The 12,981-nt window shown below is 68.5% G+C and carries 15 protein-coding genes; 8 read left to right on the top strand and 7 right to left on the bottom strand.

The annotated features are described in order from the left end of the window. Positions 1-407: transposase (locus I0C86_RS42235; RefSeq protein ID WP_323373422.1), on the top strand; the 407-nt coding region annotated here is incomplete at its 5' end. A 187-nt stretch (positions 408-594) separates the two neighbouring features. Here the strand turns inward: I0C86_RS42235 and I0C86_RS42230 are convergent. Together I0C86_RS42230 and I0C86_RS42225 are read right to left on the bottom strand one after the other, a co-directional pair. Continuing rightward, complete coding sequence (locus I0C86_RS42230; RefSeq protein WP_230395650.1) at positions 595-1,032, bottom strand: VOC family protein; 438 nt, start codon at positions 1,030-1,032, stop codon at positions 595-597. Between the two features lie 122 nt (positions 1,033-1,154). Continuing rightward, positions 1,155-1,760, bottom strand: a complete 606-nt coding sequence (locus tag I0C86_RS42225) for a cysteine dioxygenase family protein (RefSeq protein WP_230395649.1) — start codon at positions 1,758-1,760, stop codon at positions 1,155-1,157. A gap of 46 nt (positions 1,761-1,806) precedes the next feature. On the opposite strand from I0C86_RS42225, the gene I0C86_RS42220 reads away from it, so the two are divergent. From I0C86_RS42220 to I0C86_RS42210, 3 genes are all read left to right on the top strand, one after another. Continuing rightward, on the top strand, positions 1,807-2,754 hold the full coding sequence (locus I0C86_RS42220; RefSeq protein ID WP_196206925.1) for a LysR family transcriptional regulator: 948 nt from the start codon (positions 1,807-1,809) through the stop codon (positions 2,752-2,754). A 120-nt stretch (positions 2,755-2,874) separates the two neighbouring features. Beyond that, complete coding sequence (locus I0C86_RS42215) at positions 2,875-3,726, top strand: ABC transporter ATP-binding protein (protein WP_196206924.1); 852 nt, start codon at positions 2,875-2,877, stop codon at positions 3,724-3,726. Continuing rightward, complete coding sequence (locus I0C86_RS42210; RefSeq protein WP_196206923.1) at positions 3,723-4,763, top strand: ABC-2 transporter permease; 1,041 nt, start codon at positions 3,723-3,725, stop codon at positions 4,761-4,763. The genes I0C86_RS42215 and I0C86_RS42210 overlap by 4 nt, the downstream gene beginning before the upstream one ends. Positions 4,764-4,784: 21 nt before the next feature. Here I0C86_RS42210 and I0C86_RS42205 read toward each other — a convergent pair whose 3' ends face one another. Together I0C86_RS42205 and I0C86_RS42200 are read right to left on the bottom strand one after the other, a co-directional pair. After that, a complete protein-coding gene (locus I0C86_RS42205; RefSeq protein ID WP_196206922.1) occupies positions 4,785-5,444 on the bottom strand; it encodes a response regulator in 660 nt (219 codons plus the stop codon). Continuing rightward, positions 5,441-6,688: a sensor histidine kinase gene (locus tag I0C86_RS42200; RefSeq protein ID WP_196206921.1), complete on the bottom strand. Its 1,248-nt coding sequence runs from the start codon at positions 6,686-6,688 to the stop codon at positions 5,441-5,443. The genes I0C86_RS42205 and I0C86_RS42200 overlap by 4 nt, the downstream gene beginning before the upstream one ends. Positions 6,689-6,837: 149 nt before the next feature. Between I0C86_RS42200 and I0C86_RS42195 the strand changes: the two genes are divergently transcribed. The 4 genes from I0C86_RS42195 to I0C86_RS42180 all read left to right on the top strand — a co-directional run bounded on the left by I0C86_RS42195 (position 6,838) and on the right by I0C86_RS42180 (position 10,262). Next, a complete protein-coding gene (locus I0C86_RS42195) occupies positions 6,838-8,877 on the top strand; it encodes an SIR2 family protein (RefSeq protein WP_196206920.1) in 2,040 nt (679 codons plus the stop codon). Positions 8,878-8,918: 41 nt separating this feature from the next. Next, entirely contained in the window at positions 8,919-9,128 is a 210-nt protein-coding gene (locus I0C86_RS42190; protein ID WP_196206919.1) for a hypothetical protein, read from the top strand. A 29-nt stretch (positions 9,129-9,157) separates the two neighbouring features. After that, on the top strand, positions 9,158-9,634 hold the full coding sequence (locus tag I0C86_RS42185; protein WP_323374171.1) for an SMI1/KNR4 family protein: 477 nt from the start codon (positions 9,158-9,160) through the stop codon (positions 9,632-9,634). Between the two features lie 151 nt (positions 9,635-9,785). Next, entirely contained in the window at positions 9,786-10,262 is a 477-nt protein-coding gene (locus I0C86_RS42180; RefSeq protein WP_196206917.1) for a heme-degrading domain-containing protein, read from the top strand. Between the two features lie 187 nt (positions 10,263-10,449). Here I0C86_RS42180 and I0C86_RS42175 read toward each other — a convergent pair whose 3' ends face one another. The 3 genes from I0C86_RS42175 to I0C86_RS42165 are packed head-to-tail and all read right to left on the bottom strand — an operon-like array spanning position 10,450 to position 12,736. Next, positions 10,450-11,457: an ABC transporter permease subunit gene (locus I0C86_RS42175; RefSeq protein WP_196206916.1), complete on the bottom strand. Its 1,008-nt coding sequence runs from the start codon at positions 11,455-11,457 to the stop codon at positions 10,450-10,452. Beyond that, the gene (locus I0C86_RS42170) at positions 11,454-12,350 is read right to left on the bottom strand and encodes an ABC transporter ATP-binding protein (protein WP_196206915.1); all 897 of its coding nucleotides are present in this window, start codon (positions 12,348-12,350) and stop codon (positions 11,454-11,456) included. Before I0C86_RS42170 ends, I0C86_RS42175 begins: the two co-directional genes overlap by 4 nt. Next, positions 12,347-12,736, bottom strand: coding sequence for a GntR family transcriptional regulator (locus I0C86_RS42165; RefSeq protein ID WP_196206914.1), 390 nt, complete (start codon positions 12,734-12,736; stop codon positions 12,347-12,349). Before I0C86_RS42165 ends, I0C86_RS42170 begins: the two co-directional genes overlap by 4 nt. Between the last annotated feature and the right edge of the window lie 245 nt (positions 12,737-12,981).

Below are 12,981 nucleotides of genomic sequence, written 5' to 3'. Positions count from 1 at the left end.
TGGCGAACCCCAAGATCGGCGAACGCGAGGTACTGGCCGCGATGCTGGAAGCCGACGCCGGGGTGATCGCCGAACACGACGGCATCCTGCTCATCTCGGACAAGGGCTTCGCCTCCAAACCGTTCGAGCGGCAACTCGCTGCCCAGGGCATCGAGCTGCTGCGACCGTCCCGCAAGCGGGAGAAGGCCCACTACGGCGAACCGATGCTCAAGAAGGTCCGCCAACTCATCGAGTCGGTCAACGACACCCTCAAAGGCCAACTCGACCTGGAAGAACACGGCGGACGGACCTTCGAGGGCGTCGCGGTCCGAGTCGCCCAACGCCTGCTGGCCATGGCCGCCGCGATCTGGCACAACAACAAGACCGGCGCACCCGTCACCCGGTCACTGATCGCCTACGACCACTGATCCATTCGGAACTACTCGTCTAGAGGTCCAGCCGGTCGGCTTTGTTCGCCTCGGCGGCGTCGCATAGGGCACCGGCCAGGCCGCTTCGCGCGAAGAACGTGGCTGGCTCACCCGAGGGGAGGGCAATGGTGAGGACGCGGGTGGTTGCGCGGTCATCCCTCCTGTCGTCTGTTGTCCGGACGGACCGTTAGCCGAGCTGCTCGGCCAGGGCGACGATGATGCCCTCCGGGCCACGGACGTTGCAGAGCCGATAGCTGTTCTCGTACTGGACCAGCTCGCCGACGAGTTCGGCGCCGTGGGTGCGCAGCCGGGCAACGACGTCCTCGATGTCGTCGACGGCGAACATGATGCGCCGTATGCCCAGCGTGTTCGCCGGTGCGTCCTTCGGCTCGGCGCTGATCGCCTTCGGCGTGTGGAACTTCGTCAGCTCGACCCGGCCATGGCCGTCCGGGGTCCGTACGACGGCGATGTCCGCTCGGACGCCGGCCAGCCCGACGAGCCGGTCAACCGATTCACCCTCGACTGCCGTCTCGCCCTCCAGTTCCATACCGAGTTCGACGAAGAACGCGATGGCAGCCGCAAGGTCGTCGACAACGATGAGGACGTTGTCCATCCGCTTGATCATGGTGGTTCTCCTGTTTCGTCACACGGCCTGTCATGGCCGAGGTTGTTCCGGGGACGCGGCCAGCGCCAGATTCTCGACACCGCAAGTGTGCTGAGTTCCAGGACCGGCGGGCGGCTTTCGGGTCAGTTGTAGTAGCGGCGGGCGCTGGATCCGATCCGGGTGATGTCGGTGCCGTAGATGTGCAGGCTGATGGCGGTGCGGGTGCCGGTGTTGCGAATCCGGTGGATGTCACCCGGTGGAGCGAAGCCGCTGACTTCGCCCACGTGGTTCTCCCGGGTGCCGATGAGGTTGAGATCGACGTCATAGAGGTCCTCGTGCTCGACGCCCTGCAGGACGCCCACGACGCACCAGGTGATGTGGTCGTGAATCCTGGTGCTCTGACCGGGTCGCCAGACCAGGCCGAGGATGGAGAAGGTGCCGTCCGGCTCGGCGTGCAGGACGTGACCGGCGGGTCGGTCGGGGTGACCGAGTTGCTGCTCGGGGGTCAGGAGGTCGGGGTCGGGCAGGTACGCGCGGAGCTGACCGGCGACGAGTTCCGCGGTCCGCGCCCAGCCGGCCCGCGTGCCGATCGCTTGGCGCACCCCGGCGACGAGATCGTCGGTGGAGCCGGCGACGGAGCCGCCGCCCGGGGGCGTGATCACGTGCTGGAGAACCGTGCCCGCCATGTCGTCGTCCTCCTCGTTCGCGAACTGCGTGGTCCCGTTCAGCGTCCACCGAGCAAGACTCATTCGTCCAATGCCAACTTTTGCGGCTACTCATAACTATCATGGATGAATGCTGGACATCGTGCGGCTACGTATCCTCGCGGCTGTCGCCGCGCACGGCTCGGTCACCAAGGCCGCCAAGCACCTGAAGTACTCCCAGCCAGCGGTCAGCCACCATCTGGCCCGGCTGGAAGCCGAGACCGGCGCCCGGCTCATCCAGCGCGTCGGCCGGGGCATCCGACTCACGCCGGAGGGTGAGCACCTGGCCCGCCGCGCCGCGGAGATCGTCGGACGGGTCGACACCGCTGCCGCAGAACTGTCCGCGATGGTGGGCCTGCGAACCGGCCGGGTCCGGGTCGCCGGCTTCCAGTCCGCGCTCGCCGCCCTGGTGCCGCACGCCGCCGCCACCCTGCGCCGCGACCACCCCGGCATCGAACTGCACCTGGTCGACGCCCACCCGCAGGTGGCACTGAACCTGCTGCGCGACGGGCAGGTCGACGCCGCCCTCATCTTCCGCTACGACGACACCACACCGGACGACGTCCGTACCGCGCACCTGTTCGACGACCCGATGCACCTGCTCAGCCTGCAACCCGGACAGACGCTGCGGGACCATCGCGACTCGGCCTGGATCGCCGGCTGCGAGAACTGCCGCCGCGAGTTCGTCGACGCGTGCGAGCGGGCCGGCTTCACCCCGCGCGTCGTCTACACCAGCGACGACGTGATCGTCGAACAGGCCCTCGTCGCCGCTGGCATGGGCGTAACCACCATGCCCGGTCTGACGTTACGCACGCACCGGGCACCCGGAATCGAAGCCACCCCGCTGCCCGACTTTCGCCGACGCGTCTACCTCGCCACCTATGGCGACCCACCGGATCCCCCCGCCACCACAGCCTTCGTCACCGCGCTGCGGCACGCCGTCCAGCAGGCCCGCCCCGGCGAGCCAACACCACCCGACAAGCCCTCGAACCGACGATCATCAAAGAAGAACGGAAGATCCATCGAACCCGCCAACTGAATCTGGACATCCGCGGGGCCTGCGGCCCGTTGGAGAGGTACGACCGCGGTCGTAGTGTGCGGCGCTGGATCAGACCGTACGCAGACGCGACGGAGCGGCCGGGCGACGAGCCTGATCAGCATGACATCCGTGTTGCGGGCCAGGCGGCTCACCAAGATATACGGGCGGCGGCCCGGACTCACCGACGCTGACCTGGACATCCCGGCCGGCCGGGTGGTGGGACTCGTCGGCCCCAACGGTGCCGGCAAGTCGACGTTGCTCGGGCTCAGCTGCGGGCTGATCGAACCCTCGGCCGGCAGCATCGAAGTGCTCGGCGAGCGTCCCGGTACGAGGGCCGCTCAGCTGGCCAGGGTCGGTTTCGTGGCCCAGGATACGCCCCTGTACCCGGGGCTGACCGTCGCGGAGCACCTGCGGCTCGGCGCCCGGTTGAATCCCGGGTGGGACGACAAGCTGGCCCGCCGCCGGGTACAGCAGATCGGCCTGGACCTGGCGCAGCGGGCGGGTCGGCTCTCCGGCGGCCAGCGGGCCCAGCTTGCCCTGACCATCGCCGTGGCCAAGCGGCCGGAGCTGCTCATCTTCGATGAACCGGTGGCGGCGCTGGACCCGTTGGCCCGGTGGCAGTTCCTGCAGAACCTCATGGAGTTCGTCAGCGAACTGGCGGTCACTGTCGTGCTCTCCTCCCACCTGCTCGGCGACGTGGAACGGGTCTGCGATCACCTGGTGCTGCTCTCCGCTTCCCGGGTACGCCTGTCCGGCGCCGTCGACGACCTTGTGGACGAGCATTTCCGGGTGGTGGTCGGCCGTGAGGATCTCGACCGGCTGCCGTCGGGTGCCGAGGTGGTTCATGCCGAGCACAAGGGCGGGCAGAGCACGCTCGTCGTCCGGCGTACCGGGCCGGCGTTCCTCCCGCACGCCGAGCGCATCAACCTCGAGGACATGGTGCTCGCCTACATGACGGGGGTCCAGCGATGACCTGGCTCACCTGGCGGCAGTTCCGGGGCCAATTCCTCGTAGGGCTCGCCGTGCTGGCGGTCGTGGCCGCGTTCCTGCTGTATCTCGGGTTCCGGATGCGGCACGTGTACGACACCGACGTCGCCGGTTGCGTGGCGGCCGACGGCTGCGACGTCACCCTGGCCAGGAACACGTTCGCCAACGAGTATGGCGAACTCGTGACGATGCCGGCGATCCTGCTGATGGTTCTGCCTCTGCTGGTCGGCCTGTTCTGGGGTACGCCGCTTGTCACGCGCGAATTCGAGAACCACACCCACCGGCTCGTCTGGAACCAGAGCGTGACCCGGCGGCGCTGGCTCGCGGTCAAACTGGCGATGGTCGGCTCGGCCGCCGTACTGGTCACCGGGGCGGTGAGCGGGTTGCTCACCTGGGCCGCCAGCCGGTACGACGCGGTGCTGGGCAGCCGGTTCGGTGAGCTGAGCTTCGCCACCCGCAACATCGTTCCGTTGGGCTACGCGGCGTTCGCGTTCGCCCTCGCTGTCACCATCGGCCTGGTGGTACGCCGTACCGTGCGGGCGATGGCGGTGACGCTGCTGGCGGTGGCCGTACTGCAGATCCTGATCCCGGGTCTCGCCCGCGGCCATGTCCTGCCACCGGTCACCAGATCGGTCGCGTACGACGCCGGTGTTCCGGACAACGGCGGCCGGCTCGCGATCAGGCGGGAAGGTCCGGTGCTCGTGACCGGATACGTCATTCCGGGTGCGTTGAAGCTCAGCACGAACGAGAAACTGCTGACCGCCACCGGCGGCGAAACCGACACCGCGACCATCCGGCCGTGCCTGGGCGCCACCTCCTCGGTGCAGAGGGAGGCGGACCCCAACGGCGGGCAGGATCCGATCGAGGCGTGCGTCGCCGGGCTCAACCTCCACTTCGACGTGACGTACCAGCCGGCCGACCGGTACTGGTCGTTTCAGCGGTTGGAGTTCGGTGGTTTTCTCGTGCTCGCCGGGTTGTCGTGTGCGGTCGCGTTGTGGCGGGTACGCCGGCTCACCGGCTGATTCGCCGCCTCACCGGCTGGTTCACGGTGAGACCAGGCCGGACTCGTAGCCGAGGATGACGGCCTGTACCCGGTCGCGCAGGCCGAGTTTGCTCAGGATCCGGCCGATGTGGGTCTTCACGGTACCTTCCGACAGGCAGAGTTCCCGTGCGATTTCGGCGTTGGACAGCCCGCGGGCGATGAGGGTCAGTACCTCCCGTTCGCGGGTGGTCAGCGCGTCGAGCCGGCCGCCCGGGTGGCCGGCCGCCCGTGGTCCGGGCGCGGACACGTAGTGCGCGATCAACCGGCGGGTGGCGCTGGGCGCGGTCACCGCCTCGCCGGAGACCACCACCCGCACGGCGGCGACGAGGTCGGCGGCGAGGGTGTCCTTGAGTAGGAACCCGCTCGCGCCGGCGCGCAGTCCGCGAAAGAGATACTCGTCGAGGTCGAAGGTGGTCAGGATGATGACCTTCGGCGACGGGGACAGCGTACGGATCCGTTCGGTGGCGGCGATCCCGTCCATCCCGGGCATCTGCACGTCCATGAGGACGACGTCCGGTCTGGTGCGGCTGATCACCGACAGCGCCGCGGTGCCGTCACCCGCCTCGCCGACCACGTCGATGTCGTCCGTCTCGTCGAGGATCATCCGGAATCCGGTACGCACAAGGACCTGGTCGTCGACGACTACCACGCGGATGTTCACCCATCCTCCCGTAGGGGCAGCCGCGCCCAGACCCGGAAGCCGCCCGGCTCGCGCGGGCCGACGATCAGCTGGCCGCCGAGCATGGTGACCCGTTCACCGATGCCGCGCAGCCCGTTGCCGTCGGTTCCGGTCCGCGTACCGGTGCCGTCGTCCCGTACCTCGATCGCCAGGCTCTCCGGATGGAACTCCAGCCGTACGGCGGCGCTCGCGCCATCGCCCGCGTGCTTGAGCACGTTGGTGAGTGCCTCCTGTACGAGCCGGTAGGCGCAGAGATCCACCGCGGACGGCAACGGCACCGGATCCCCCTCGATGGTGAACGTGATCCGCGAGCCGGCGGCCTGGACCCGGTGAACCAGGTCGGGCAGCGCTCGCACTCCCGGCGACGGCGCCAGCTCCGCCTCCTCGACGGGATCCTGCCGCACCACGGCCAGCAACCGGCGCATCTCCGCGAGCGAGGCCCGGCCGGTGGCGATGACCTGCTGCAGCGCGGCTTCGGCACGCTCCGGGTGCCGGCGTAGCGCCGCCGCCCCGCCCTGTGCCTGCACCACCATGACCGACAGCCCGTGCGCCACCACGTCGTGCAGCTCACGGGTGATCCTGGCCCGTTCGGCAGCGGTGGCGAGAGCCATCCGCTGACGTTGCTCGCGTTCCAGGTCCGCCGCCCGGCGCTCCAGGGTGTGCAGGTGGATCCGGCGGCCGCGCAGGTTCGCACCCAGCAGGTAGGCCAGAGCCAGCACGAGCAGGACGCCGACGCTCTGCCAGAGCGCCGCGACCATCAACTGGCTGAGGCTGGCTTTCGGGAAGGGCACCGGTTTTGCGATGGGACCCGTGGCCGTGACGGGTATCGAACCGGCCGGCGCGAGCGACTGCGGCGTACGGGTGGGCAGCACCGGCTGCAGCACACTCAACGCCAGCGCACCGCACAGCGCGGTGGCGAACGCGGCGGTGACGGTCCGGCGCGGCCGGTCACCGTAGGCCACCGTGAAGAGGCTGAGCGGCACGGCCAGATCGAGCGGCTCGGCGGCCATCGCGTACGGCAGGTGGTGCCCGAGTACGCCGACGCCAGCGAGGATCGCGGCAGGCACCGGCCACCGGCGGCCAACCAGCAGACCGGCCACCATCGGCACGGTGAACAGCCACCACTGCAAGCCCTTGTTGTCGCCCTGCTCGACGCTCACCACGACCAGCCCGACGGCCAGCACGGCGTCGAAGGCGAGCCATCGCCGGGACGCCAACCAGGACATTCGCACAGTCTACGAAGGGTGAACCCGCTCGCCATCTGACCACGGTCGTATATTCGGGGCTCCCGCTTCCAGCAGCCCTCAATGCTTATCGTCTCCTTGACGATAAGCGCGGTTCTTGATTATCGTCAAGGAGACGATAAGGGGAGGACATGAACATGGATCTGGGCGCGATCGCCGGCCCCACCCCCGACGCGAGCGTCGTGCTCTGTGGCAGTGGCGTGTCGGCGGTCGCTCCCTCCAACGTCCCATCGTGGTGGGGGCTGAACGACGCGGTGCTCGACGAGATCCGGCAGATCGCGCTGCGGGCCCTCACGTCCCCGGATGTCCGGGCCCTGGCCGCCACGGCCCGGCTGGAGGACGTGCCACTTCCCGCGTTCAGCCAGCTGATCGCGGACGCGTTCGCCGGGCGGAGCTGGCTCGACGTGCTTACCGTGCTGAACGGCGCCGAGCCCAACGGGGTGCACCGCGCCGTCATGCGGTTGGTGGCCGACGGGCACGGTCACACCGTGATCACCACCAATTTCGACACGCTTCTCGAGCGCGCCGGTCAAGAGCTCGGCCTTGCCGTCCCGGTGGTGCTGCGCGGGCAGCAGGGGCCGGCGACGGGCGCGGCGCTGCACAAGATCCATGGATCGGTGGACCAGCCGGACAGCATGGTGGACCTGTGGCTGGACAAGGGACGGGGGCTGGGCCCTGTCACCCGTACTCAGCTCGCCGCCGCCTGCCGTGGCCGGCACCTGGTGGTGCTGGGCTTCTCGGGCGAGGACCTCGTGACGGACGAGGACTACCTGGGCCTGCTCGCCGGGGATGGCCTGCCATCCCGGGTGACCTGGGTCTGCCGTCCCGCGACGTCGCCGGGGGAGGGAGCGAGGTCGTTCCTCGATCGGCTCGCCGCAGCCGGGGTCCCGGTGGTGACGCCGGAGTACGACCTGGCTGGTGGGGCAGGCGTTGCGGGCAGTGGAGGGACGGACCTCCCGCGCCGGGTGCGGAACTGGCTCGGCGAGGCCCTGATGTTGCCGCCCAACGCCGCGTTGATCCTGGCCCAGATGCTGCGACTGCGCGGCGCGACCGGGGAGGCGGCGACAATGCGAGCCGAGATCCGGCGGGTGCTGTCCCGAATCGGGCGGGACACGCTGCACCCCGGGGTGGCTGCGGCCTGGGCGCTGCTGGGGAAGGAGGAGCTTGCCGGAAAGCTGGCGAAAGCCGACCTTCTGCGGGCGGAACAGGCGTGGGTTCACTTCGAACGCTCCATCGCCCGGCACCGGCTCACATTCCACGGCCAGGCGGTCGTCGAACAGCGGTTGTTGCGGGCCGCCATCCGGCAGAACACAGCGATCGTCGCGTTACGGGATGCCGACGTGGACGGGGCTGACCAGTTCCTGCGCGAGGCGATCGAGATCCTCAACGAGGTACCGGATCCGGAACACAGCCGACGGATGGCCGGGGTCCGCTACCAACAGGCCTTGCTCCGGCTGGTGCATGGCGAGGCCCACGTCGCGATGATCGCCCTGGAGCGGAGCCTCGAATACGCTCGTCGCTGCGGAGATCTCGCCATGGAGGGCAACGCGACACTGGTCCTCGCGATGTGTCTGCGGGCCACGAGCGACGACGAACTGGCCGCCGAACTCGACCGCAGGGCGACCCGACTGGGCCGGGCGACGAATGACAAGGGGTGGGCGAAGCAACTGCACGATCTTGTCGCCGCCGATTCCTCGATCCTGGCGTCCGGCCGGTTCGCCGACATCGTCACCGCCATCTCCCCCGATCCGCTGCTGGACGACCTGGCGGCGGCTCGCGCCGCCGAAGACCCGATTCTGCTGGCCGCCGAGTTGCGTAAGGTCGTCAAGCGCGACACCGACCGGTGCAACCGAGATCGTCTCGGCCAGCTGCTCCACTCGCTGGACCTGGCCGGAGACCGGTCACCGAACTCGCTCTACCAGCGGACGGTCCGGGCGCTCGACGCCGACCGGCCGCCGCTGCCCGACCCGGCCCGCTTCCTCGTCGAGGTCACGGCTCTGGGACTGTCCGGGGCTAGGATCTCTCGCATCACGTTGGACCGGCTGCTGCGTCTCGGGCGCCCCTTCGGCTTCCGGCCCTACACGTTCGTTCCACATGGCTTCGAGGACGGACTGACCGCGCTCGAGCGGACCGCCAGGCAGGGCGGTTTTACGTGGTCGAGCACCGGATGAGTACAGCCGGGTGCGCACGACCTCGTCCGGGACGCTTCCCGGTGTCCGACAGCCCCTACGTCGGTCACGCGATCGCGAGCGCCGGCGCGACCAGCAGCCACGAACGGTCCATCGACATCGACATCGACATCGACATCGACATCGAGAAAGAAGAGCGGATTCTATCCACTCTTCCCCGAGCAGGGGGTTTTCCTTGGAAGCACCTGTCCCTGGCGGCTCTGGCGGACTCCTTGGTGGCTGGCAACGTCTGACGAAGGCAATACCGCCGCCGCCAGACGCGGTGTTGGTGCAAACCGACTGGTTACGGTTCGAATCAACCATCGGATTCGCTCTGCCAGCCGATTACAAATTGCTGGTGGAGACATATGGACTCGGAACATTCGGTAGGTTCTTGATGGTCTATCAACCAAGGTCCGACTACGAGTTCACCGAGCTGAGAACTCAGATACGGATGAACGCCGACAAACTCGAATTTCTTGCCGAGTTCGAGCCGCTCCCGTACGCTCCGGAGGAACTTGTCCCGGTTGCGGGAACAGACAACGGAAATTCTGTGTACTGGCTGCGGAGCCCACTGGATTCCCCCGATTCCTGGCGCATCGTGGTGGACCAGAGCCGAGGTGACACGTGGTCCGAGTTCAGCGGTGGAATCGTCGACTTCCTGGTGGCTGCTTTCGTCGACGGCGTTCGATTCGACGCTCTCGCTGAGAATATAGGACCCGATCCCGTTTTTACGCCCAGCGGCAGGGGTGAGGCCTGACGCCAGTAATGGGGGCAGACTTCACAAGCGGCAGGTCGAGGGCCGCGGCTCGAAGCGGAAATGTGTGCCGCCGGCACACCGGGAAGCCGCTCGCCGGTTCCTTCTCTGCTTAGATCGGTGTGACGATCGAGGAAGGGAGCTGTACGCCGTGATGCCAGAGCTTCAGGAGCAGGAGGAACGCCTCCAGTTCGACCGCTTTGACCATGACGACGCCTGGCATCTGGGAAGTCAGCTGGTCGGGCTGGCCAGAGAGCGAGGCCACGCTGTCACCGTCGACATCCGTCTCGGCGACCAGCAACTCTTCCACTACGCGCTGCCCGGCACCTCTGCCGACAACGACGACTGGATCGAACGCAAGATTCGCGTCGTCCGCCGGTTCGGGCACAGCTCCTACCTCGTCGGCCAGTCGTACCGCGACCGCGGCACGACCTTCGAGGAACAATCCCACCTCGAACCGGCCCGGTACGCCGCGCACGGCGGCTGCTTCCCGATCATCGTCAGGGGCACCGGCCCGGTCGGCACCGTCAGTGTCTCGGGCCTGCCCCAACTCGACGACCATCGCCTCGTCGTCGAGGCCCTCGGACTCTTCCTGGATTCCGGGGGCTCCGAGAAGGGGCCCGCCGCCTGAACAGCTCCGCCCACCCGGGCGCCGCGTGTTCCGCGCGCAGTGCGGAGGGAATCCCCGTCCCTTGGGGCAGGCGCGGGATCGGTAGACCCTCCGGCGAGGGAACAGCCGGTCCCTCGCCGGCCCCGGGGACGAGGAACGCCAGCATCTGCGACCTGTGGGTGCGAGGGGTGTGCGGGGCGGGTTCCGGTCAGGTCAGGCGGCGGCGGATCCACCAGAACGAGAAGCCCGCAAGGGCGAGGGCGAGGGTCAGCAGGACGGTCGCTTCGTACCACTGGAGTGCCCAGAAGCGGTTGGCGGGCTGGTAGGACGCCTCCTGGCGGAGGTTCAGCGTGTCGAGCCAGGCCATGCACTTCGGCTGGGAGAAGCTCGTCCGGCCGCAGGCCTCGGCGTCGACGGGTCCGGTGAACGTGACGCCGGACGGAGTGACCGTCCGGTTGGACACGACCCAGGCGCCCGGTTGTGACACCCTGCCGGTCACGGTGATGCCTCCGCCGTCCTTGATATGGAGCGACTTCACCGCCGTGGTCTGGAACGGTGCCGTGACCTCGACGGGCTGGATGAGCTGTCCCCGGACCAGGAACGGCATGACGAGCTGCACGGCGGCGACGACCACGAGGGTGACGGCCATGGCCGGAACCGTGCGACGCAGGACCATTCCGACGGTTACTCCGACGACGAACGCGAACGCCGCGTAGCCGATCGGGACGATTCCGCGCGCGGCGAAGATCTCCGGGAACATCCGGTTCAGATAGGCGCTGTCGATGGGGTCGGCCCACCAGGTCACGGCGAGGCTGAACAGCCCGACCGTCGCCATGCTGACCAGGCTGCCACCGAGGAGCTTGGCCACCAGCCACCGGCTCCGGGGGACGCTCTGGCTCCAGACCAGCCGGTGGGTACCGGCCTCCAGTTCCCGGGCAACGAGCGGCGCTCCCCAGAACACCCCGATGAGGGCGGGCGTCACGAACATCACGGCGATGCCGAGCCAGTACAGGGGACCGGTCGTACCGTTGATCACCTGGTTGAGGAACCCGCTGCTGAGCGCGGCACAGTCCGTACGGCAGCCGGCGAACCCGCTGCTGTGGTAGAGCCTGGTCACCTCGGGGCCGGTGATCACCAGCGCGACGGCCAGCGCCGTCAGGGTGGCCAGGGCGGTCCAGGCCTGGATGCGGAATTGGCGCCAGGTCAACCAGATCATCGCTGTGCCTCCGGTACGGGGATGGAACCGATGGTCGCGGAGTTCGACATGTACGCGAGGACCAGATCCTCCAGATCGAGCCGCTGTGTCGTCCACGATGGATTGTCGATGGGGGCGGTGCTGCGCACGATCAGTGAGGACTGCCGTTCGGTGTGGCTGCTGTGGATGACCTCCTGGCCGGCGGGGAGGGTGGCCGGCTCGCGGTAGGCGCCGGTGAGGCGGTGATGGCTGGCCAGCAGTTCGTCGACGTCTCCGACGAGGCGGACCCGTGACCGGGCGAGCACGATCAGGTAGTCGCAGACCCGTTCCAGGTCGGCGACCAGATGTGAGGAGAGCACGACGCTGGCGCCCTGCTCGGCGGCGAATTCCATCAGCACCTGCATGAATTCCCGGCGGGCGAGCGGATCCAGGCTGGCCACGGGCTCGTCGAGGAGCAGTAGTTCGGGTCGTTTGGCGATGGCGAGCGTCAGGGCGAGCTGGGCGCGTTGGCCGCCGGAGAGCCGGCCGGCCCGCTGGCCGGGGTCCAGGTCGAGCTGCCTGATCCGGCGTGCCGCGAACTCCGCGTCCCAGGTGGGATTGAGCCGGGCACCGAGGTGCAGGTGCTCGCGGATGGACAGCCCGGCGTAGGTGGGGGTGTCCTGGGCGACGAATCCGACCTTGGCCATCTGGGCCGGTGTGCTCGCCGGGCTGGCGCCGAGGACCTCGATCGTGCCCGAGGTGGGCGACAGCAGTCCGCTCGCCAGTTGCAGCAGGGTCGACTTGCCGGCGCCGTTCGGGCCGACGAGCCCGACGACACGTCCCGCCGGAATATCCAGGGTGCAGTCGGCGAGTGCCTGGCGGCGGCCGTACCGTTTGCCCAGACCGTCGGCCCCGATCACGGTGGTCGTGGTCATGCCTTCCCCTCGGCGGGCGCGCGGAACGTGCTCAGGAGGAGGGCTTCGATGCTCTCCTCGTCGAGTCCGGCCTCCCGGGCTTCGGCGAGCCACTGTTGCAGCTTCAGGCGTAGGGGTCCGTGTGCGCCCAACGACTCGTCGCTGAGGGTCCGGGTGACGAAGGTGCCGACCCCGGTCCGGAGCGTCACCAGACCCTCGTATTCAAGCTCCCGGTACGCCTTGAGCACGGTGTTCGGATTGATCGCCACCTTCGCCACGACCTCCTTGACGGTGGGCAGCCGATCGCCCTCGTTCAGCAGGCCGAGTCGCATGGCGTGGCGGACCTGATGGATCAGCTGCATGTAGTTCGCGACGCCGGAGCGGGCGTCCAGATGGAACTCGATCATCGGGATCTCACTTCTGCTAGAGTGCTAGCACAATAGCAAACCAGCAGATCGATCCGTCAAGAGCGCTTCGGCGAGCTTCCGACGAGCCGGATCCGACCCGAATGCGCGCTGTGCGGGCTGGCCGAGACCGGACCGACGCGGTGGACAGCGTCGAGCCGCCGGGGAGTACGTCGCGCGTCCGACCAGCGGTCAGGGCGAGTCGGCCGGCCGGCGGCAGACGTCGGCCGGCCGAATCCCACCGGTCC

It is taken from the genome of Plantactinospora alkalitolerans (assembly GCF_015690345.1).
Taxonomy (GTDB): Bacteria; Actinomycetota; Actinomycetes; order Mycobacteriales; family Micromonosporaceae; genus Plantactinospora; species Plantactinospora alkalitolerans.
The sequence above is the reverse complement of the archived record's forward strand: the minus strand, read 5'-3'. Positions and strand labels throughout refer to the sequence as shown.